We start from the raw sequence: 21,564 nt of genomic DNA, 5'->3' as shown, positions 1-21,564 counted from the left end.
TCCCGCTTCGCCGACATCTTCCGCGGCAACAGCCTCAAGAACGGCCTGCTCACCGTGGTCCTCGACCAGCGGGTCGTGGACGCGCTGTGGGAGCTGACCGAACGCGACCCGCAGGCCGAGATCACCGTCGACCTCGTTCACCGCCAGGTCCGCGCCGACGGCGTCACCGCCGCCTTCGACCTCGACGAGAACTCCCGCTGGCGCCTCCTCAACGGCCTCGACGACATCTCCCTCACACTGCGGAACGAAGCCGACATCGCCGCCCACGAGTCCCGCCGGCCCGGCTTCAAGCCGCGGACCCTGCCCTTCTCCCCGTCCCGCGCCGTGTCCCGCACCCTCGATCTCGCCGTGATCCCCGGCGACGGCATCGGCCCGGAGGTGGTGGCCGAGGGGCTCAAGGTGCTCAGGGCCGTACTGCCGCTCGACGTCGAGCTGCGCACCACGGAGTACGACCTCGGGGCGGACCGCTGGCACCGCACCGGGCAGACGCTGCCGGAGGAGGAACTGCGGTCCCTGGCACGGCACGACGCCATCCTGCTCGGCGCCATCGGCCATCCCTCGGTACCCAGCGGGGTGCTGGAGCGCGGCCTGCTGCTGAAACTGCGGTTCGCTTTCGACCACTACGTCAACCTGCGTCCGAGCAGGCTCCTCACGGCGGCCGGTGGCCCGCTGGCCGGCGACCCGGACATCGACTTCGTCGTCGTCCGGGAGGGCACCGAGGGCCCCTACACGGGCAACGGCGGCAGCCTGCGCACCGGTACGCCGCACGAGATCGCCACCGAGGTCAGCGTCAACACGGCGTACGGCGTGGAGCGGGTGGTCCGGGACGCCTACGAGCGGGCGCTGAGCCGGCCGCGGCGGAAGCTGACGCTGGTGCACAAGAACAACGTGCTGGTGCACGCGGGACGGCTCTGGGCGGAGGTCTTCGCCCGCGTGGGCGCGGAGTACCCCGAGGTCGCCACCGACTACCTGCACGTCGACGCGGCGACGATCTTCCTCGTGACCCAGCCCGAGCGGTTCGACGTGATCGTCACCGACAACCTCTTCGGTGACATCCTCACGGACCTGGCCGCCGCCGTGAGCGGCGGTATCGGCCTCGCCGCCTCCGGCAACATCAATCCGACGCGGGACTTCCCCTCGATGTTCGAGCCGGTGCACGGTTCCGCGCCGGACATCGCCGGCACCGGCCGGGCCGACCCGACCGCCACCTGCCTGTCCGTGGCGCTGCTCCTGCGCCACCTCGGCTTCGACGCGGAGGCCGCGCGGGTCGAGGACGCGGTCGCCGCGGACCTCGCCGAGCGGACACCGGCCACGGCCCGCTCGACGCGGGAGACGGGCGACGCCATCGCCGCCCGGGCCGCCGCGGCCGTGCCCGTCGGGGCGACGAGGGCGGTGTGACGATGCGAGCACCCCTGCACCAGGAGAGGACCCGGCCGATGCGTACATCCCCGATCAGGTCGTTCCGGGAGATCGCCACGGGCGGCGCGGACCTCACCGCCCCCTTGGTGACCATGTTCAGCGGCGGTCTGGACAGCACCTATCTGCTGTACCGGCTCAAGGAGATGGGGGCCACGGACGTCCACGCGCTCACCGTCGAGCTGGGCGAGGGCGAGTCGCACGAGGCGAAGCAGGAGATCTGCCACCGGCTGGGCGTGAAGCTGCATGTGCTGGCCGGGGCCCGGCAGTTCGTCGACGAGTTCGTCCGTCCGGCGATCTGCGCCCAGGCGGTCTACCTGGGCACCCATCCGATCAGTTCCTCGCTGAGCCGGCCGCTGATCGCCCGGCTCGCCGTGACCCTGGCGCAGGAGCTGGGCAGCGAGACGATCCTGCACACCGCCAACCGGTCGCAGAACACGCTCCGGCGTCTCAACGGGGCCCTGGATCTGCTCGGCTTCACCGGACGGTACGGCAGTCCGTACGACCTGGAGCCCGTCGACCGGTCCCGCAAGATCGAGGAGCTCACCGCGGCGGGGCTGACCCTGATGAGCGAGCGGACGGTCTCCAGCGACTCCAACCTGTGGTGCCGCGAGTTCGAGTCCGGCGCCCTGGACGATCCCGAGGACTTCGCGGTGCCGGAGCACCTGTACCGGTGGACCCGGGCGGGCGGCGCCCCCGCCGAGGAGACGGTCGAGATCGGTTTCCTCGGCGGTGTGCCGACCTCGGTCGACGGCGCTCCCGTGCCGCTGCCGGAGATGATCGGCACGCTGAACACCCGGGTGGGCCGGCACGGGCTGGGACGCTACAGCGGCCTGGAGCACCTGGCCGACGGGGTGAAGGTGCTGGAGGCGCGGGAGATGCCGGCGGCCTGGTTGCTGCTGCGTTCCTACCGGCAGCTGGAGAGCGCCGTGCTGCGCTTCGAGACCGTCCGCGAGAAGGCCCACCTCGAGCAGCTGTGGGTCCGCGAGGCGGTCGAGGGCCGCTGGTACGGCGAACTGCGGCGCTGTGTGCAGGCGTTCATCGACACCTGCGCGGTGGAGGTGACGGGGACGGTCAGGTGGCGGCTGGGCGCGGGCCGGGCCGACGTCGAGTCGATCGTCGCGCGGCACCCGCTGTATCTGCGCGACCGCGACGCCTGGGAGCGGGACTCCGTCGTCCGGGAGCGCCGCTCGTTCACCGCCCTGGCCGGCTCGGCCTAGGGTCTTCCGTTCGGGTCAGGCCGGACCGGGCCCCGCGAGCCCGGCACGATCCGGACGGAAGACCCTGGCCCCTCCCCGGCCGGAAGGCGGTCGGTTCCGCGCCCGTCGACCGCGGCGGGCGACCGTGTCCGCGAGAACGAGAACGGAGAGCACCATGGGCGACAGCGCGCCGGAACTCGACGACGTCCTCATCCGCCCGGACGGCCGCGGGATGCGCCGGCTGGCGGAGCGCTTCCACCGGTACGGCATGGTCACCGTCACGGACCTGATCGGCGCGGCGACCCGCGGGCGGATCCGTGAGGAGACCGACCGCCTGCTCGACCGCCACGCCGAGCGCAGGGATCTGCGGCTGGCGACCACCGGCTTCACCCGCCGCTCGATGTCCGTCGTACCGAGCGAGGTGATCCGGGACGACAGCGGCCTGATCGCGGGCCTCTACTCCCATCCGGGCCTCGTACGGGCCCTGGAGGACATCGCGGGCGAGCGGCTGTACCCCTGCCCGAAGAGCGACGAGAACTTCCTGATCACCCGCCAGGAGCGGCGGGGCGACACGCACGGGTGGCACTGGGGCGACTTCAGCTTCGCCCTGATCTGGGTGGTGCAGGCGCCGCCCATCGACGTGGGCGGCCTGCTGCAGTGCGTCCCGCACACCTCATGGGACAAGTCGTCGCCGCAGATCAACCGCTACCTCGTGGAGAACCCCGTCCGCACCTACCACTTCGCCTCCGGCGACGTGTACTTCCTGCGCACCGACACCACGCTGCACCGCACCGTCCCGCTGCGTGAGGACGCCGTCCGCGTCATCCTCAACATGACGTGGGCGGGGGCGCGTGACCTGGACCGCGACATCGCCGCCGACGACCGCTGGTGGGACGATCCCGGCGTCTCCGCGGCGAGCTCCATCGAAGAGTGACGACCGGCCGGCAACCACGAAGCGGGAGACATGACATGACCGAGACGAACACCGTGCGCCCCGGCGGCGCCGTGTGGGACCACTTCGACAACGTCGAGGCCGGCATCCGCCGGCGCATCGCCGTGGCGGATCCGTCGGTCAAGGCCTACCTCGACGGGCTGCTCGTGCGCATCACCGAGCACCGCGCCGTGGAGCACCCGCTCCTCAACGCCTACCGCACCACCGCGTTCGACCCGCGCCAGGAGCGCCTGTTCTACAGCGAGTGCCACCACTTCTTCCGCCATCTGCCGTTCTACATCACGGGGATCGCGCTGAAGACGCGGGACGAGATGATCCTGCGGGAGATCATCCTCAACGTGGCCGACGAGGTCGGCTCGGACCCGACGCACTCCACGCTCTTCGCCGACTTCCTGGCCCGGCTCGGCATCGAGCAGGACCACCTCGAACGGTACGAGCCGCTGGAGGTCACCCGGCAGCTCAACGACGGCATCCGCCGTCTGTACACCGAGTCCTCCATCCACACGGCGCTCGGTGCGCTCTACGCCGACGAGACCATGTCCTCCGTCATGGTCTCCAAGATCGACGACGGTCTGCGCAACCAGGGGTACGACGAGCGGATCCGCCACTTCTGGAGGCTGCACATCGACGTCGAGGTGGGGCACAGCAACTCCGTCTTCAACGCGATCGCCCCCTACGTCGGTTCCGCGGACACCCGACGGGAGTTCGAGGAGGGCGCCTTCGCGTTCCTGGATCTGGTCGAGCGGTACTGGGACGGCGTGCGCCGGCTGGTGGGCTGGGCCGCCTGACCGGCCGTCCGGCACGACGCCGGGGCGGGCGGCCCTCCACTCGGGAGGGCCGCCCGCCCCGGTCGCCGGCGGATCCGTCAGATGCTCGCCCAGGCGCTGTTCAGCGCATTCTGCTCGAACGGCGTCCGGACACCGGCGAGCACATGGGCGAGGGCCGCGTAGCACACCGCGTCCGCCTCGCCGACGCTCTCGGCCTTGGTCAGGCTCTTCTGCAGCCGGTAGAGCTGTGTGAAGGCCTGCTTGAGGTCCTGCCGGCCCAGCAGCGTCTTGATCTGCCCGGCCGCCTTGGACACCTCGGCGGAACGCTCCGGGCCGGCGACCGGCTCCCGCTCGCTGAGGGCCGCGTGGGCCGCGAGGAACCGCTCGCACGGCTCGATGTGCTGCGGCTTGACGGACAGCGTGTCCAGCGGAGCGGCGTTGACGAGCAGCGCGAGGCGCAGCACCTCCTCGGGGGTGTCGGGGGCGGTGCCCTTGGCGAGCTGGGCGTTGCCCACCACGACGACCTCGGGGGCGGTCTTCACCACGGGCGTGAGGTCCGGTTCGGCCAGCAGCAGACGCAGGGCCAGCACATCGTCCTCGACCCGGGTGGAGGGCGTGACGACCACCAGCTCCGCGGCGCGGACATGCTCCTCCACCGCGCTCAGCACCGGTGACAGGCTCAGGCGCACCGGCTCGCCGGGCGTGTCGTCGCGCGCCACCGTGCGCCGGCGCCCGTCCCACGGCACCTCGACGCCGTCGTCGCCGCCGGCCGAGGCGATGCGGAAGGTGCCCATGCCGCAGTCCGTGTACTCCTCGACCAGGCCCCGCTCCGCGACCGCCGCGAAGTACACGGTCCTGGCCTGGTCGAAGGGCAGTCCCTCGGCGGCGGGGCCGACCCGGTAGGCGTGGCCGGACTTGATGTACGGCGGCCTGACCCAGCCGGCCGGGGCGCCGTCGTAGTCCTTCGGCGCGAGCGAGAAGCGGATGGGCAGGCCGACCTTGCGGCTGAACTCCAGGTCGGGCAGGTTGTGCCCGGGGTTGAGCAGGACGGCGCCGGTGCCGAACTCGGGCTTGACCCAGTCGCCGACCCAGATGGGCAGGAGGTCGCCGGTCAGCGGGTGGCGGCAGAAACGCCCGGTGAACGAGGCGTGTTCGCCGGGAGCGAGGCCGGTGCTCAGCGGGTGCCCGGGGTGGACGGCGACGGCGCAGGAGCTGGGCAGCCCCGTCCAGTCGGTGACGAAGGTGGTCAGGGACGCGGGTTCGTCGTCGGCGCGGCCCTCGGCCTCGAGCGGGAACTCGAAGAGGGCGCCGACGGAGCGGCGGACCAGCTTGCGGTGCCGGGACACGGTCGACTGGGGCCAGGCTCCGTCGCCGTCGCTCGCGACGCGGTCGCGGGCGGCGCGGGTGGGGACGTAGCGCACCTCGTCGCCGTCACCGATCAGCGTGGCCGCCTCGGCGAGCCGGGTGACCGCCTGGCGGGACCCGGTGCCGGCCGTGGCGACCTGCGCGTCCGCGCCCTCGATCGTCCGCAGTCGTTGCACGTAGGACCCCAGGGCCTCGCTGCGGAGGTTCGCGTCGGGGGATTCCGGGTCACGAAGGACCAGGACGATGGTGCTCCTCACTCATGGCTCCAATGCACTGAGACGGTTCGGTGTTCTCGCCGGGTGGAAGACGGCGGGCCGCGTCCGGTTCAGGGACGCGACAGGCTTGCGACGCGCGCGGCCGGCGCGGGGGCGGCGGCCGGGCGGGGGCGGGGCGCGCCCCACTGGGGGGCGGGCGCCGGGGGCGTCATGCCGAGGTCGGTCGCGGCCGTCTCGGCCGCGAGCTGGCCGGCATAGGCGTGGAGCAGCTCGTGGATGACATAGCGCCCCGGTGTCGAGGTGCCCAGCAGATGGGCGTCGACGAGCGATTCGAGCAGGGCGTCCGCCTGGGCCAGGGAGATCCCGGCGAGCCCCGCGACCGTGGAGGTCTCGATGTGGTCGCCCGGCAACTGGCCGAGCAGCCGGAAGACGTGCTGCTGGGCGCGACTGAGTCCCAGGTAGGACTGGCGGAACACCTCGACGAGTCCGCCGCCCTCCGCCTCCAGCGTGGCCAGCCGCTGCCTTCTGCGGGCGAGGCGGGAGGCCAGGTGGGCGACGGACCAGGAGCTGCGGTGGCGCAGTTTGGCGGCGGCCAGCCGGATCGCCAGCGGCAGCCGTCCGCACCCGTCGACGACGGTGTCCACGGCTTCGCGCTCAGCCGCCGGGCGCTGGTCGCCGACCATCCTGCCGAACATGTCGCGGCCCTCCTCGGACGTCATCTCGCGCAGCGTGAGATGACATGTGGCAATGAGGTCCGTGAGCCGGGTGCGGCTGGTCACGATGGTCAGGCAGCCGGGTAACCCGGGCAGCAGCGGGAGGATCTGCTGGGTGTCGGCCACGTTGTCGAGCAGGATGAGCGCGCGGCGGTCGGCGAGGATCCGGCGCCAGGTGGCGGACCGCTCCGCCAGGCCCTCCGGCAGGTCGCTCGGGGGGAAGCCGAGGCCGGTCAGCAGGGTGCGCAGGGCCGAGTTGGGGTCCACCGGGCGCCCGTCCGCGGCGCAGCCGCCCATGTCGGCGAAGAGCTGCGCGTCCGGGTACAGCGGGGTCAACTCGTGCGCGGCGTGCACGGCCAGCGCCGTCTTCCCGATGCCGGCCATGCCGTCGATCGCCACGACCGCCGGAGCGGTGGAGGGCGGGCGGCCGTCGGCGGCGGAGCCGCGGGCCGCGTCGGTGAGCGTCCGCAGCTCGTGGGCCCGGCCGGTGAAGTGCGCGGTGGTGTTGGGCAGGTTGTTGCGGACCAGGGCGGGGGTGGTGCGGGCCGGCGGGCGGCCTTCGCTGCGCAGGATCCGGCTGTGCAGTTCCTGCAGCTCCGCGCCGGGGCTCACGCCGAGCTCCCGCCGGAGGATCGCGCGGGTCTCCTCGAAGACGGTGAGGGCTCGCGCCTGCGCGCCGGAGCGGTAGAGCGCCAGCATCAGCTGGGCGACGAGACGTTCGCGCAGCCGGTGCTCCGCGACCCAGGCGGAGAGGTCGCCGATGATGGATTCGTGGTGGCCCTGGGCCAGTTCCAGGTCGACCCGCTCCTCCATGGCGGCCAGCCGCAGCTCCTCCAGCAGGGCGGTCTGGGCGCGCAGGACCGGGCTCTCGAGTCCGGCCAGCGCGGGACCGCGCCACAGTTCCAGCGCGGCGCGGAACTCCTCCAGGGCCTGCGCGGGGCGTCCTTGGTCCCGGTGCTCGCGGGCGCGGGCGACCCGTTCGGTGAACACCCGGGCGTCCAGCCGCCAGCCGTCGAGGGCGAGGCGGTAGCCGTCCCCCGCGAGCGTGAGCCGCTCGGCGATCTCCGGGTGGATCCCGCGCAGGTCGGAGACGACGTTGCGGACCTGCTTGGCGGCGGTGGCGGGTGCCCGGTGTTCCCACACGGTGTCGATCAGACGGTTGAGCGAAACGGATTCATCGTCGGCGAGGAGCAGCGCACCGAGGACCGTCTGACGCTTTCTGCCGGACAGCCCCAGACGTTCACGGCCACACCACACCTCGAGCAGACCCAAGACACGACACTCCAACACGGGCCCTCAAGCCTCCAAAGCGACGATGACGCGTTCCAGAGATTGCTACGTTCCACTTTCGGTTTTCCGCGAGCCCGGGCCGCGAGTTTCGGACGTCCCCGGGCACCGCCGAAGTATTCACGTCAGCCGCCGCGCCCGCAGCGGGACGACGATCAGGATGACCGAAACTCGTCTGCGGTCCGCCCGGTCGGGGCCGACCGGCCCCGACCGGAAGAAAGGGCAGGTGCCCCCGCCACGACGGGGGATGACCGGCGGGGACACCTGCCCGGTCCGTCACCGGCGGCCCGGGCGCCGGTTCCCGCCCGTCAGCGGGTGCCGGCCTCCGGCACCACCGCGTCCCGCGCCGGCGGGGCGGCGCCGGCCGGTGCCGGGGCGGGCAGCGCCGCCGCGTCGCCCTCCTCCCGGGCGGGCCCCGGCTCGCCGTCACCCTCTGCCCGCGGGGCGGGCTGCGCGGCCCGGTGTCCGCTGATCACGGCGAGGAAGGCGCCGCCCAGCATGAGCAGGGCCGTGCCGGCCTGGGCCCAGGTGAAGGACTCGCCGAGGAAGGCGAAGGAGAACAGGGTGCTGAACAGCGGGACGGCGAACATCATCACCGAGGCGGTGGAGGCGCCGACGTCCCGGATGCCGCGCACGTAGAGCAGGTAGGCGACGGCGGTGGGGCCGATGGCGAGGTGGACGGCGTTGAGCCAGAAGCCGCCGGACAGCTCGCCCCACTGGACGTCGCCGAACTGCGGTACGGCCATCACCCCGAGCGCCAGCGAGCCCGCGACGGTCGAGTACGTCACCGCCTGCACCGGGTCCATGCCGACCACCAGCTTGCGGTTGAGCAGGGTGTAGACGGACCATACGGCGGCGCCGACGAAGAAGATGGTGTCGCCCATGAGGCGGTCGGAGCCGCCCGCGCCGTCGGCGGTGGTGGCGACGAAGAACAGCGCCGCGCCGCCGACGCCGACCACGAGTCCGGCGATGCGCACAGGCCGTGCCGACTCGCGGCCGCCCAGGATGAGCACGAGGGACGTGATGACCGGGGTGAGCGCCGGGAAGATCACGCCGCCGTCGCTCGCCGGGGCCATGGTGACCCCCCAGAAGAACAGGGCGTTGTAGCCGAAGACGCCGACGATCCCGGCCACGCAGGCGCCCAGGACGGCCTTGAACGGCGGGGTCTGCTGCGGTCGCCGGAAGAAGGTGATCAGCAGCAGGACGATCGCGCCGCCGCCGAACCGGAACAGGGCCGCGACCTCATGCGGGACATGCTCCGTCGCGTACTTCGACGACGGGAAGGCGCTGCCCCACAGCACCATGGTGAACAGGAGCCAGCCGTAGGCTCCGAGGGGTTTGGTCCTCATGTCGCATCACGCTCGCTCGTCTTCTCGTATCCAGTGGCCGGCGCGCGGGCCGGGTCGTCGGGCCGTCAGCTGCCGCGAAGTGCTTCGGCGATGACGCCGTGCACACGCGCGGCATGCGTGAAAATGGCGAAGTGGTCGCCCTGCAGCCAGTGCAGGGTGAACTGCTCGGTCGTCTGCTCGTGCCAGGCGGCCAGGTGGGCCACGGTGGCCCTCGGGTCGTCGGTCGCGGCGAAGGCGGTGATGGGGATGGACAGGGGCGGCTCCGGCGTGTACCGGTACGCCTCACTGACCGCGAAGTCCGCGCACAGCAGCGGGTGGAGCATGCGCAGCATGCCCGGGTCGTTCAGCACCCAGTCGGGGGTGCCGCCGTGCTGCCGCAGGACGTCCGCGAGCTGCTCGGTGGTCAGGTCCGCCAGCCCCGAGGAGCGCTCCGCGACCTGCGGGGCGCGGCGCCCGGCGACGAACAGGTGGGCCGGGTCCGGGGCGCCGATGCGCCGCAGTTGCCGGCACAGTTCGAACGCGCTGATCGCGCCGGTGCTGTGCCCCATCACGGCGTACGGACCCTCGACGACGGCGGCGACGTCCTCGGCGAGGGCGGACACCAGCGGGCCCACCTCGCTCAGCGGGGTCTCCTGCCTGCGGGTCTCGCGGCCCGGCGGCTGGACGGGGCACAGCCCGATCCAGTCCGGCAGCCCGTCGCCCCAGGCCCGGTACGCGGAAGCCCCCGCGCCCGAGTGCGGCAGGCACAGCAGCCGGACGTCCGCCTGCTCGGCGGCGCCGAAGGGCAGCCAGGGAGTCGTGGTGCGCTGCGTGCTCATGGTCCTCTTTCTCCGTCGTGGATGCGGGGGGGGGGACGGCCGTGCGGGTCCTTGCAGGGCGGACCCGTGACTCCTGGCGGGTACAGCCAGGAGCTTGGCAGTTGTTTCAGGGAGTTGCCACTCCGCCCGAAACTCCTGCGATAGATTCGCGGACATGCCGAATTTTGATGAGATCAATCGCGGTCTGCTGCTGGAACTCCAGAAGAATGCGCGCCGCTCCAACCGGGAGCTGGCGCGCACGCTGGGCATCGCCGATTCGACCTGCCTGGAGCGGGTGAAGAACCTGCAGCAGAGCGAAGTGATCCTGGGATACAGCGCCGAGGTGAACCTGGACGCGCTGGGACGTGGCCTGAAGGCGATGATCGCGGTACGGATCCACCCGAAGAGCCGGCACGCCGTCGAGTCCTTCCGGGAGTTCGTGCTCGGCCTCGACGAGGTGCTGGACGTGTTCGTGGTGTCGGGAAGCGACGACTTCCAGGTGCTGGTGGCCGTGCAGGACCCGCAGCACCTGGAGGACTTCGTGCTGGACCGCATCGCGCAGTTCCCGTCGGTGGCCGACCTGCACGCCTCGCTCGTCTACGAGCACCTCCAGCGGCGCCCGGTGGAGATCCTCGCGCCCAAGCCGAAGCGGCGCCGCACCGCCCGGCCGTGGACCTGACGGGCGGGACGGCGCGCGGGCGCGGAGCCGGCGGGCGGGGTCAGCGCACGGGGGTGCCGGCCGGTCGGGCCACCGCCCCGTGCATGAACGCGGCCATCGTCCCGGCCGCCCCGGCCGGGTCGGTGAACAGCGCGTAATGGCCGCCGACCGGGAGCACGGACAGCTCGGCTCCGGCGACCAGGGCGGCGGCGCGGCGGGTGTGCCGGTGGCTCACCATCTCGTCGTCCTCGCGCGCGACGAACAGGGACGGCACCCGCAGTCGGGCACAGGCCGCGACCGGGTCGTAGTCGCACGTCGCGTGGATGCCGTAGGCGAACCGGGTGAGCGCCTCGACGTCCTGGCGGTAGGGGCGGGTGAGCATCCGCGTCAGGTCCTCGTCCCGGACGCCGAGCACCGCCGACTCGTTGCCGCGTGGCCGCACCGCGTCGTGGTAGAAGCCGGCCCGGTCACGGTCCGCGGAGATCTTCGCGCACATGTCGAAGACGGCGTTGCCCAGCCGGGCGCCGGGGGTGCCGGTGAACAGCAGGGCGCCGTCGACCGAGGTGAAGGACAGTGCGCGCGTGCCCAGCGCGTGGGTGACGAACAGCCCGATCGAGGCGCCGGTGCACCAGCCGGCGACATGGGCGCGGCTGATGTCCAGCGCCCGCAGGACGGCCAGGGCGTCGGCGGTGTGGTCCTCCAGCGTCGCCCGGGGCGGGCCGTCCGCGCCGGGGCTGCCGCGCAACTCCCAGGTGACGAGGTCGAGTCCGTGCGTCCGGAGGTGTTCCCCGAGGCCCGCCAGGAGCGCGTTCTCCATCCCGACGGCGTTGACGAAGAGCACGGCCGGCTGCCGGCCGTCGCCGTGCCGGGCGACGCGCAGGGCGACCTCCCCGCTGCGGACGGTCTCAGTGCGCACCGCGCATCTCCTCCAGGGCCTCGGCGAGCCTGCGGATCCCTTCGGCGACGACCGACTCGTCCGGGCTCAGACTCAGCCGGACGCAGCGGGTCGCGTGCCGCGCCAGGAACGGCGAGTCGAACGGGGGCACGAAGAAGTGGCGGCCCGGCACGACGAAGACCTTCTTGCGCTTGAGCGCCTCGTACAGCGCGAGGTCGTCGAACCAGTCGTGGTCGATCCACAGCCAGCAGAACATCCCGCCCTCGGTCGTGTGCAGGCGCCAGTCGACCGTGTCGGGCAGCAGTTCGTGCAGCATCTTCTCGGCGACCTGGCGCTTGCGCCGGTAGTACGGCTTGATCACCTCGTGGGTGAGCGTGTCGAGCACGCCGCTGTCCAGCGCCCGCTCGGCGGTGGCCTGGATCAGCTGCGGCGGGTGCAGGTAGGAGTTGGCGGTGAAGGACAGCATGGCGTCGATCGCCTGCCGCGGGCCGATGGCGAAGCCGAGGCGCTCGCCGGGCAGGCCCGCCTTGGACAGGGTGAAGCAGTTGATGACGTGGGAGTGCAGCGGCGGGTCCACGCTGTCCTCGGCGACCGAGGGGAACGGATCACCGTAGGCGTGGTCCAGGAACAGCGGCACGTCCCGCTCCTCGGCGACCGCGATCAGCCCGGCCAGGGCGTCCGCCGGGATGCTGCGCCCGGTGGGGTTGCCCGGGCTGGACAGCAGCATCATGCCCATGGAGGGTTCCCGGCGCACCGCCTCCACGTCGAACGTGTAACGGAAGCGGCGGCCCTCCAGCAGCTCGATGCCGGGGGCGACTCCGACGATGCCGTCCCGGTCCAGGCTCAGTCCCTGGTACCCGGTGTAGTCCGGGACGGACGGCAGCACCAGGGGCCGCGGGCCGTCGGCGTAGGGGCCGGTGAAGGCCGTGGTGGCCATGAACGCCAGCATCTGGCAGCCGGCGCCGACCAGGACGTTCTCGGCGGTGATGGCCCAGCCGTAGCGGCGGTTGAAGTAGCGCACGATGGCGTCGACGAGTCCGTCGCAGCCGCGTGAGGGGCCGTAGCGGCCGCTGGTCCGGGCGAAGTTCCGCGTCAGCGACTCCTGTTGCAGCCGCTGCCAGGCAGCGGTCACCTCGGGGATGTGCGCCGGGTTGCCCGGGCTGAGATTGACCCAGGTCCCGCCGGAGGGGTCGGAGGCGGCCAGGGCGATGTCCTCCATGATGCTGCGGATCCCCGACAGACCGCACATCTTCGCGCCCCGGGGCGAGAGTTTCACCGGCTCAGTCCTTCCGTCAGAGCACGCGTCGCTCCGGTGCGTCGTCGTGCTGTTCGCGTGTGGAGCGGGGCCGTGACCCGCGTGCGGGGGGCACCGGCCCGTCCGGTGCCCCCCATGTGTGTCCGAGCGGCTGACCGGGTCCCCGCGGGCCCGTCAGCGGGCGTCCCGTGCCGCCGCAGGCGTCACGACACCGCGGCCCGGGACTCCAGGTGGGCCGAGATGCTCTTGATCGTGGAGTGCCGGAACAGCTCGTCCATCGGCACCTCCACGCCCAGTTCCCTGGTGATCGCCGCCTGGATCTCCGCCATGACGAGCGAGTGCCCGCCGAGGGCGAAGAAGTCGTCGTCGTCGGAGATGTCGTCCAGCTTCAGGGCGTCCGCCCAGATCTTGCCGATCTTCTGCTGAATCACGCTGTGTCCTTCCTGCCTTGACCGACCGGGTGACCGTGCCGGGCGCGGGCCCGTCAGTGGGTGTTCTTGACGGCGAACGGCTCGCCGTGGACGTTGGTGCTGCGGAGCCGGTTGTGACCGTAGGTGTCGCGGCCCGAGACCAGGACGGCGCCGTAGTCCTCGAGGTCGAAGTCCTGACCGTGCGCGGTGTACGAGGTCTGGTCGGGGTACACCCGCACATGCGTCGGCACATAGCGCGAGGTGATCGCGAACCGGGTCTCGCGCTCGGTGATGTTGGGCAGCGAGCCGTGCACGCAGGAGGCGGTGAAGATGAGGGCCTCGCCGGGCTGCAGCTCCACCTCGGCGACGTCCTCCGGGCGCGGCTCCCAGTTCGGGTCGACGGCGAAGTCGGAGAAGTCGTAGCCGTAGAAGCCGGTCTCCTTGGTGAACGTGGTCACGTGGTCGGTGTCGTAGCGTGCCTCACGGCCGCGCGCCGGCGACTTGCTCTCGTCGAAGATGCGCTCCCGGTGGGAGCCGCGCACGAACCGCATGCACCCGGTGCGCTTGGTGGCCGGCGTGAAGGTCGTCCAGACGGTGATGTCGATGTACGCGTTCCAGTCCGTCGCCGTGGGCAGCAGCTGCGGCTTGCCGGTGGCGTAGCTGTAGTCCCGCACCTGGTGCCACTCGGTGCCCCGGGAGCCCGGGAACTTGGCGAAGAACTCGGTGCGCCACGACAGCACGTCGGGCCCGAGGATCGCGTTCAGGTACTTCAGGATCGTGGGGTGGGTGACGTGGCGCGACAGCTCCGGGATGTCCAGGTGCCGGTCGTAGTTCATGCTGTTCTTGAACACCGAGTGGGTGGTGTCCTGGTTCTTGATGCGCACCTCACGCAGGATCTCGGCGGCCTCGTCGGGCTCGTAGAGCTTGACCGGGCCGATGAAGCCGTCCTGCATGAACTGCTCGATGTCGTCCTTGATGTCCTCGGGCACGATGGCGTCGCCGGCGATCGCCACACCCGAGCCTGCCGGCCCGATCTGAGTCTCGGTCATCGTGAGGTCACGTCCTTTCAAGGATTCCTGAACTCGTCGAACTCGTCGAACTCGTCGAAACTCGTCCGCCACACGGCCCGGTTCGGCCCCGGAAACACGGAACAGCGAAAGCGCCGTCGCGGAATCGACCGGGATACAGGAACGTGCGGTGCCTTTCGTGGACCATCGTTCGCGGTCCTGTCCTCGCGGGGTCCTCGCCGCGTCCTCGCACCGGGCGGGTTGACAGGCCGTCGTCCACCGCCCCAAGCTGACGGCGATCGCCCACCGGCCGGGTCGCCCTGGCGCTCACCGGCCCAAATCCCTTGCCAAACACACCAGTTCACAGGACTCCGCCAGGTCCGCAACGGGCCTGCCGATCGCAGTCGCCCGCCGTGCGGGACGAACGACGAGGAGAGCACATGGCCCGGCCGGAAACACCCGTCAACATCGACGAGAAGCTGGCGAAGGTGACCGATCACTGGTCCCCGAAAACGGTTCTCGAAGTGAACGGCCTGGAATTCAAGGCGGTGAAGGTCCAGGGTGATTTCGTATGGCACAACCACCCCGAGGGTGACGAACTCTTCCTCGTCGTCCGCGGAGAGCTGACGATCGATGTCCGGGACCGCCCGAGCGCGGTGGTGAAGGCCGGCGAGATGTTCGTCGTGCCGCGCGGTGTGTACCACAAGCCGTACGCCGCACAGGAGTGCGAGATCCTCGTCATGGATCCCCCCGGTGTCGTCAACACCGGCGAGGTGACCGGCGAACTGACGGCCGAGGAGGAGTGGATCTGACCCGCGGCGCCCCCGCCGTCGTCCCGGCCGGCCGGGGCGGGAGGCGCGGGCGTCCCGCCCTCGCCGCCGCTCGATCGTGCCGGCTCGCCGGCTGTCGCGGAGCACGAGGTCGTCGACGGCGGCTCAGTGACTTCCAGGACGCCCGATCACCCGCGAACGGATGACACCACATCATCATGAACGTGACTTGACGCCCTCCGGGAACGCCCAGGGTGGCCGGAAGGCAGTCGCACGGCCCGCCGAACGTGTCCGTACGCCGACTCGGCGCACGGGGACTTCCGGAACCGACCTGCGGTAACGATCAGGTGTTCCAGTGAACCGAGGACTGTGCCGTGGCCGCCGGTGCATGGGAGGATTCCGTCTCGGAAGTGCCTTGCAGGTCCAGCACGCTGGAATACCCATGCCCTCCCGTCACCGCAGGTCGCAGGGCTCTTCCCCGGTCGCGTGGGGAGCGCGGGCGAAGGTCACCCGGCGGATCCGGGCTGAAAGGTGCGCGCACGGCGCATGGCAAGGGGGCTCCACGGTGTTTTCGGTTTCGTCGTTCCGGCAGTGGCTGCAGGAGATGCCCGATCTGGTGCTCTCGTTGTTCCGGCATGTCGAGAAGGAGCACGGCCCGGATGCCTTGCAGTACCGAGGCGGTCCGGCGGCGGCGAAGCTGCACAAGACGGCCGGGGTCCGCATGTGGGTCACCCGGGCACCGGAGCGACTGCTGCTCAGCATCTGCAGGTGCGGCATGACGATCGCCGAATCGCGGCTGCGCGAGCTGGGGTACGAGGACCAGATCCGGGATCCCGACCTCGAACAGCTCACACACATGCTGAAGGACCTGCCGCCGGATCTGGCCCAGCTCATGCTCCACGGCCTCTCGCTCTTCTCCGAGACGCCTGCCCACCGATTCGCGCACAGTCACGCGAAGGAGCTCCTGGAGGCAGCGCTGAGCGATGCCGCCCCTCTCACGGAAGCCGACTACGAGCGACTGTCCTGTGCGAGCCGGGCCCAGGAGGAAACCGACGAAGCGCCCCGGCCGGAACCCGGCGGCGACACGGCCGTTCCTCGGGAGGAGCACGGGAGCGAGGGCGCGGTGGCACCGGACGCCGACGGGATCGAGCTGGAGGCCGCACGGCTGAACGAAGCCGGAGCGGCGCTGGCCGGAAGGCTGGACGCCTTCGCCGCAGCCGTCCGCGACGGGCGGCTGGCCGACGGCCGGGACCTCTTACGCGACACGGTGTCGTGGGTCCGGGAACGCCGGGCTCTGGCCCGGACCTTCGCGGCCGCCGGCGCGGAAGGGGGATGGGGCGACGACCATGACTGGTCCGCAGCTCGAAGGCTCGTCGAGCGGCTGCGGGAGGAGCAGCGCCGTCGGCAGGAGACCGAGCGGGAGATCAGGGAGACCGAGCAGGCGCTGGACGAGGTCCAGGCCGTGTTCGACATGGTCACGAACGATCTGGTGCGGGAGAACCTCCGCGGCCAGATCACCGAGTTCGAGCAGCGTCTCCGGGATCTGCGCGCACACATGCCGGCCACCGGGACCGTACGCTCCGCCCGCCCGAAGGCCGGTGGCCCCCACGAGGGGACGGAGCCGGGGGCCCGGAACGAGCCGGAGTCCGACCCGGAACCACGACCGGCCGGCGCCTCCGTCGAAGGAGCCCTTGAAACACCCCGGCCCGAGGCCGCTCACGAGGACGGCGCCGAGTCGCCGCCCGTCACGGCGGAAGAGGCCGGCCCCGCCCTCCAGGAGGTGTCCGGTCCCGTCGCGCGAACGGAGCCGGAGGAGACACCGGGCGGGCGCCGGGCACCGGAAGCAGCCCGCTCCGAGGAGCCCGTGTCCGGCGACGGCACCGTCACGACGGCCGGGACCGGCGAACCCGCGCCGGCCCGGGAGGCGTCGCACCCCGAGGCCGCCCAGCCCGCCGAGCCGCCCACCGGCGCTCCGGCGGAGAAGGCGCTGCCGGACGCCCGCCCCCCGGCCGCCGTGCCGGCCCCGCGACGCTCCGCCGGCCCCCAGGAGACGGCGACGGACGAACCCCCCGCCCCCGCCGTCCCCGCCGTGTCGGACGTGTGGGCGGGTGCTCCCGCCCCGGTGGAACTCCTCGTCGCCGAGGGCCGGCTGGCCGAGTCCTACTGGCTGTCCCGCGCCGCCGGCGCCCCCGCCCACCGCACCCTCGCGCTCGCGTTCGCGGACGCCGCCTTCCACACCTCCCCGGCCGGGGCGTCCGACCTCCAGGTGCGGGCCGAGGAACTCCTCGAGGCGCTGGACGAGGGGCACTCCTGGGACGACGACCGTGACGCCTACCTCGTCCTGCTGACCGCGGCCATCCGCAGCGGCCTGTCGGCACGCTGGGCGAGCAGCGTCCTCACCGCCTTCACGTCGATGCCGGGTGTTCCCGAGCCATGGGCGTCGGTGATGGACGAGCTGGTGCACGCGGTACGGCAGTCCACGGAGATACAGCCGGGCGACCTGGGCAAGCCGACGGCGACTCCGGTCACCGACCGGCGTGAGGAGATCGGCGACCGGGCACGGCAGCTCGCGCTGGACCTGCCGCTGCGCACCATCAAGCTCCAGCGCGGCACGATCGTCCTGCAGACCCTCGCCGCGCCCGACGGCCGGCTCGGGCAGACCCTGAAACTGATCCAGGGCTGGGCCGAGGGGCGGATCGAGGCGGAGGAACTCGCCAAGGAGATGGAGGAGCACTACAAACGCTCCGACGCCGCCGACCGGATCATCGACACCACCGACCGGGCCAAGCGAACGCCCAAGCAATCCAAGAACGACATCCACTCGGCAGCCCGTGAACAGCTGCGCACCCACATCAAGACCGTGCGGGACCTGCTGACGACGGCGCTGCGCATCGCCTCGTCCCCCCGCCCGTCCGGCGGTCGCGACATCGGCCGGGACCTGATGCGCGCGATCGCGGACGCACGTCAGGCCGAACCGCTGCCCGGTGTGGGCGGGGCTCTCCTCGCGCTCCTGCTGCGCTGGCTGGACGGCTCCTACGCCCCCGAGCCGCGCGACACGGGATTCCGGCCGCCCGCCGAAGGCCTGCTGCACCTGCCCGCGTTGCGCTGGCACGTCCACGAGGGGCAGGACGAACCCGACCTCGAGCACCCGGACGCGTTCGGGGCTCTGCTGGGCCTGCTCGGCCCGGCCGCCCCCGCCGCCGCGCTGCGATGCCACCAGGACGCGGGCGACCTCCACCTCGCCGACCGTCTGCTCGAACGGCTCGAGCACGGGCGGATCGTCGGCGCCGCCATGCCGGCCGCGGAGGTCGCCGAGTGGCGGCAGCGCATCGCCGACGCGGCCGCCACCTGGAGACGCAAGTGCGCCGAGGAACACCGGAGCGCCCAGTTGCTCCTCGCCCAGATCCGGGTGCAGAACCTGCTGAAGCCCGAGGAGGAGCACGACTTCACCGCCCGGCTCCTCGACCTGGAGGGCGACGACCACGGCGACCGCTTCGGGGAGCGTTTCCGGTCCATCGCCGCCATCGGCCACGACCTGCGCGTCCTGGAGCGGCAGCAGACCGCGGAGCTCCACCGCCAGCTCGACGCGGCTCACCTGCCCGAGGCCGAGCACGGTCGCATCCGCCGGCTGCTGGACCGCGGCAAGACGGTCGCCGCCGAGGAACTCCTGTCGTTCGCCCGGCGTGGTGAGGCCCTGCCCGCCCCCGCTGAACCGGCCGGGGAGGAGCTGGCCCGATTCCTGAAGGGCGTCGCCCACCCGGAGGCTCCCCAGCCCACCCGCCGCGGCGTCGGCGCCCGCTGGTGGGCCCAGCACTACGCGGAAGACGCACCGCTGGTGCAGAACGCGCTCTCCGGGCTCGGCGCCTGGGAGGAACTGATCGGCGAGCGGGACCAGCGGAAGATCCGCGGTCTGGTCAAGAGCGTCCTGCGCCTGCTCGGTCTGACCGTGATCGAGTCCAACGTCGAGGAGGCCCGGTACGGCGTCACCCGGCTCAGCGTGCGCGCCGACATCACCGAGAGCACCCCCGGCTACGTCTCCGCCCTCGGCTCCCAGGCGCGCCGCATGTACAAGGTCGTCGTCATCGCCGACGAACTGCGCGGCGAAGGCCCGCTACGTCACCTCCCCGAATCGGCCATCGGCGCCAACCTGATCCTCTACCTGCAGCCCCTCGGCACGGAAGGACGCCGCCAGCTCGCGCTCGCCTCCCGCGACCGCGGCCAGCAAGCCCTGGTCGTCGACCCGGCTGTCGTCGGCTGGGTCGCCGCCCGCGCCCCGCGCTCGTTCCGGGTGACACAGCGCGTCACCCTGCCCTGGACCGGTTACACCCCCTACACTCCGCACGTCGCGGGGCTCGTTCCGCCGGAGGTCTTCAAGGGCCGTGCCGAGGAGATGCAGGAGATCCTCAGCCCGGACGGGTCCATCTTCCTCTTCGGCGGTCGCCAGCTCGGCAAGTCGTCCCTCCTGCGGCAAGCCGTCGAGGTGTTCCAGAAGGCCGACCCGGACCGCCACATCGCCGTCTACATGGACCTCCTCAAGGCCGACATCGGACATGCCGAACCCCCTGAGGGCATCTGGCGGGTCCTGCTGGCCGAACTGAAGCGCCGCGACGTCATCGGAGCGAACGTCTCCGACCGTGCCGCCGGCGTCGACGTGATCGCCGACGCGGTCCAGCAGTGGATCGAGGCCGAACCCGGCCGCCGCGTCCTCCTGCTCGCGGACGAGGCCGACGCCTTCCTCACCGCCGACGCCCAGGCCGTCTACACCGGTGGCGGCCAGTCGACCTTCCGCACCGTCAAGCGGCTCCAGCGCTTGATGGAGACCACCAGCCGGTCGTTCAAGGTCGTCTTCGCCGGTCTGCACCAGGTTCAGCGTTTCAACCACCTCACCAACGTGGTCACCGCGCACGGCGGGCCGGGTATCCTCGTCGGTCCGCTCAAGCCGCAGGCCGCCGTCGGGCTCGTCGAGGAACCCCTGGCTGCCGTCGGTCTCACCTTCGAGACCCCCGACCTGGTCTGGCACATCCTCGGTGTCACCAATTACCAGGCCAACCTGGTGCAGATCTTCTGCGACCACCTCGTCGCCTACATGCAGCAGCGCGCCATGCCCGCCGACGGCCGTCACGCCCCCATCACCTGGGACGACGTCCAGGCGGTCGCGAACCTGGAGCGGGTCCGCGAACTCATCGCGGAACGCCTGCGCTACACCATCAACCTGGAGGACCGCTACCGCGTGCTCACCCTCCTGGTCGCCCTGCGCAGCCTCGAACACGGCTACACGCACGCGTCCCGGCCCAGCGAACTGCTGGAGGCCGCCCACGAGATCTGGGAAGAGGGCTTCCCCCTCAACACCGAACGCCAGCTGACCATCTTCCTGGACGAGATGGTCGGCCTGGGCCTGCTCATCCGGGTCCCCGGCGAGGAGCGCGCCTACGCGATGCGCAGCCCCAACGTCGTCAACATGCTGGGCACCCGGAACGAGCTCCAGAGCGAGCTGAACGACACCGAGTTCGACCTGCCCTACGACTACAACCCGCGTGCCGCTCGCCGGTCCATCGGTACCTCCGGCGGCGTCCAGCGGATGAGTCCGCTCACCGAGGGCCAGTTCGGCGACATGCTCGGCCATCCCACCCGCACCACACTCGTCCCCTGCACCCGGGCACTCGGCGACGACCACGTCGAACGCGGACTGCGCCTGTACGGCGGCGGGTACGGCCTCGACATCATCGGTGTCGGCCCCGGCGACAGCCTCACCGAGGCCATCACCGCCAACTCACGCCGCAAGGGCTCCCGGATCCTCTTCGTGGACCTGCGCGGCCGGAACGCCGACCAGGTCAGAGAGGCCGCCGAGCGACTCGTCAAGCACACCGGCGGTACGACGCACGACACCGACGCGGCTCCCGGCGCGCCCCGCCGGTACGCCGTGGTCCTCTGCTCGCCGGACGCCGCGGTGGAAGCGGAGAAGACGGGAGCCGGCCTCGTCCTGCCGCAGCGGTGGACCGTCGACAGTGTGCGCGCCTGGCCGGAGTCGCCGTTCGGTTCCCCGCAGGAACGACGCGGCCTCATCGAGTCCACCGGGGGGTGGCCCGGTCTGGTCGAGACCGCCATGCACAACGTCCGCTCCGGCATGCGGCAGAAGGAGGTTCTCCAGAGCCTGCGCGAGCTGTGGGGAACCCCCGAGGCTGCGGCAGCCCACCTGGAGGCGGCCGGTCTCACACCCGCCGACGTCTCCCGCCTCACGGCCTGGGCCCAGTTCTACAGTGACGAGGAGTACGCGGCCGGCAAGGCGGCCATGACCCCGGGCGACATCGCCGCCGCGTTCTTCGACCAGAGCGACGACGACCCCCTCGAGGCCGCCGAGCACCTTCTGAAGCGCCTCGACGGCCTGGCGGTCCTCGACCCCAACAAGCCCGGAGGCGTCCGTCTCGACCCGGTCACCTTCCGGGCGCTGAAGACGATCGGGCCCGCGCAGTGAACGCCGTGAGGTCCGGTGCCGCGGAGTCCGCGGCACC

15 protein-coding genes are annotated in these 21,564 nt (G+C 71.8%); 7 read left to right on the top strand and 8 right to left on the bottom strand.

The features are described 5' to 3' along the window. Positions 1 to 324: 324 nt before the first annotated feature. The 4 genes from ACIBAI_RS16500 to besC all read left to right on the top strand — a co-directional run bounded on the left by ACIBAI_RS16500 (position 325) and on the right by besC (position 4,355). Positions 325 to 1,398 carry a 3-isopropylmalate dehydrogenase gene (locus ACIBAI_RS16500; protein ID WP_399034752.1) on the top strand — a complete coding sequence of 358 codons (1,074 nt, stop codon included), beginning with the start codon at positions 325 to 327 and terminating at the stop codon, positions 1,396 to 1,398. A gap of 38 nt (positions 1,399 to 1,436) precedes the next feature. Next, a complete protein-coding gene (locus ACIBAI_RS16495) occupies positions 1,437 to 2,636 on the top strand; it encodes an argininosuccinate synthase-related protein (RefSeq protein WP_399034736.1) in 1,200 nt (399 codons plus the stop codon). A gap of 154 nt (positions 2,637 to 2,790) precedes the next feature. Beyond that, on the top strand, positions 2,791 to 3,549 hold the full coding sequence (locus ACIBAI_RS16490) for an ArpA protein (RefSeq protein ID WP_399034734.1): 759 nt from the start codon (positions 2,791 to 2,793) through the stop codon (positions 3,547 to 3,549). 35 nt (positions 3,550 to 3,584) lie between these two features. Then, positions 3,585 to 4,355: a 4-chloro-allylglycine synthase BesC gene (besC, locus tag ACIBAI_RS16485; RefSeq protein WP_399034732.1), complete on the top strand. Its 771-nt coding sequence runs from the start codon at positions 3,585 to 3,587 to the stop codon at positions 4,353 to 4,355. A 77-nt stretch (positions 4,356 to 4,432) separates the two neighbouring features. Here besC and ACIBAI_RS16480 read toward each other — a convergent pair whose 3' ends face one another. The 4 genes from ACIBAI_RS16480 to ACIBAI_RS16465 form a co-directional block, all read right to left on the bottom strand. Beyond that, a complete protein-coding gene (locus ACIBAI_RS16480) occupies positions 4,433 to 5,956 on the bottom strand; it encodes a hypothetical protein (protein WP_399034731.1) in 1,524 nt (507 codons plus the stop codon). Positions 5,957 to 6,024: 68 nt separating this feature from the next. After that, positions 6,025 to 7,899 (bottom strand): BTAD domain-containing putative transcriptional regulator, encoded by a 1,875-nt coding sequence (locus ACIBAI_RS16475; RefSeq protein ID WP_399034729.1) that lies wholly within the window; start codon positions 7,897 to 7,899, stop codon positions 6,025 to 6,027. A 323-nt stretch (positions 7,900 to 8,222) separates the two neighbouring features. Continuing rightward, on the bottom strand, positions 8,223 to 9,263 hold the full coding sequence (locus tag ACIBAI_RS16470; RefSeq protein WP_399034727.1) for a DMT family transporter: 1,041 nt from the start codon (positions 9,261 to 9,263) through the stop codon (positions 8,223 to 8,225). A gap of 65 nt (positions 9,264 to 9,328) precedes the next feature. Continuing rightward, positions 9,329 to 10,081 carry a thioesterase II family protein gene (locus ACIBAI_RS16465; RefSeq protein ID WP_399034725.1) on the bottom strand — a complete coding sequence of 251 codons (753 nt, stop codon included), beginning with the start codon at positions 10,079 to 10,081 and terminating at the stop codon, positions 9,329 to 9,331. 154 nt (positions 10,082 to 10,235) lie between these two features. Here ACIBAI_RS16465 and ACIBAI_RS16460 point away from each other — a divergent pair, with 154 nt between their 5' ends. Next, positions 10,236 to 10,739: an Lrp/AsnC family transcriptional regulator gene (locus tag ACIBAI_RS16460; RefSeq protein WP_399034723.1), complete on the top strand. Its 504-nt coding sequence runs from the start codon at positions 10,236 to 10,238 to the stop codon at positions 10,737 to 10,739. A gap of 40 nt (positions 10,740 to 10,779) precedes the next feature. Here ACIBAI_RS16460 and ACIBAI_RS16455 read toward each other — a convergent pair whose 3' ends face one another. The 4 genes from ACIBAI_RS16455 to ACIBAI_RS16440 all read right to left on the bottom strand — a co-directional run bounded on the left by ACIBAI_RS16455 (position 10,780) and on the right by ACIBAI_RS16440 (position 14,327). Next, a complete protein-coding gene (locus ACIBAI_RS16455) occupies positions 10,780 to 11,634 on the bottom strand; it encodes an alpha/beta fold hydrolase (protein WP_399034721.1) in 855 nt (284 codons plus the stop codon). Beyond that, a complete protein-coding gene (locus tag ACIBAI_RS16450; protein WP_399034719.1) occupies positions 11,624 to 12,889 on the bottom strand; it encodes an aminotransferase class I/II-fold pyridoxal phosphate-dependent enzyme in 1,266 nt (421 codons plus the stop codon). The genes ACIBAI_RS16455 and ACIBAI_RS16450 overlap by 11 nt, the downstream gene beginning before the upstream one ends. A gap of 182 nt (positions 12,890 to 13,071) precedes the next feature. Beyond that, positions 13,072 to 13,299 (bottom strand): phosphopantetheine-binding protein, encoded by a 228-nt coding sequence (locus tag ACIBAI_RS16445; RefSeq protein ID WP_399034717.1) that lies wholly within the window; start codon positions 13,297 to 13,299, stop codon positions 13,072 to 13,074. A 53-nt stretch (positions 13,300 to 13,352) separates the two neighbouring features. Further along, positions 13,353 to 14,327 (bottom strand): chlorinating enzyme, encoded by a 975-nt coding sequence (locus ACIBAI_RS16440; protein WP_399034715.1) that lies wholly within the window; start codon positions 14,325 to 14,327, stop codon positions 13,353 to 13,355. Positions 14,328 to 14,725: 398 nt separating this feature from the next. On the opposite strand from ACIBAI_RS16440, the gene ACIBAI_RS16435 reads away from it, so the two are divergent. Further along, positions 14,726 to 15,097, top strand: a complete 372-nt coding sequence (locus ACIBAI_RS16435) for a cupin domain-containing protein (protein WP_399034713.1) — start codon at positions 14,726 to 14,728, stop codon at positions 15,095 to 15,097. A 523-nt stretch (positions 15,098 to 15,620) separates the two neighbouring features. After that, complete coding sequence (locus ACIBAI_RS16430; protein ID WP_399034711.1) at positions 15,621 to 21,527, top strand: hypothetical protein; 5,907 nt, start codon at positions 15,621 to 15,623, stop codon at positions 21,525 to 21,527. The last annotated feature ends 37 nt before the right edge of the window (positions 21,528 to 21,564 follow it).

Source organism: Streptomyces sp. NPDC051041 (assembly GCF_044456065.1).
Taxonomy (GTDB): Bacteria; Actinomycetota; Actinomycetes; order Streptomycetales; family Streptomycetaceae; genus Streptomyces; species Streptomyces glaucus.
This window is presented reverse-complemented; position numbering and strand designations above follow the sequence as displayed.

Bases quoted from the DNA above. Each gene is read 5' to 3' on its own strand.
- ACIBAI_RS16495 (WP_399034736.1), top strand. From the start codon at position 1,437: ATGCGTACATCCCCGATCAGGTCGTTCCGGGAGATCGCCACGGGCGGC.
- ACIBAI_RS16490 (WP_399034734.1), top strand. From the start codon at position 2,791: ATGGGCGACAGCGCGCCGGAACTCGACGACGTCCTCATCCGCCCGGAC.
- besC (WP_399034732.1), top strand. From the start codon at position 3,585: ATGACCGAGACGAACACCGTGCGCCCCGGCGGCGCCGTGTGGGACCAC.
- ACIBAI_RS16470 (WP_399034727.1), bottom strand. From the start codon at position 9,263: ATGAGGACCAAACCCCTCGGAGCCTACGGCTGGCTCCTGTTCACCATG.
- ACIBAI_RS16465 (WP_399034725.1), bottom strand. From the start codon at position 10,081: ATGAGCACGCAGCGCACCACGACTCCCTGGCTGCCCTTCGGCGCCGCC.
- ACIBAI_RS16460 (WP_399034723.1), top strand. From the start codon at position 10,236: ATGCCGAATTTTGATGAGATCAATCGCGGTCTGCTGCTGGAACTCCAG.
- ACIBAI_RS16440 (WP_399034715.1), bottom strand. From the start codon at position 14,327: ATGACCGAGACTCAGATCGGGCCGGCAGGCTCGGGTGTGGCGATCGCC.
- ACIBAI_RS16435 (WP_399034713.1), top strand. From the start codon at position 14,726: ATGGCCCGGCCGGAAACACCCGTCAACATCGACGAGAAGCTGGCGAAG.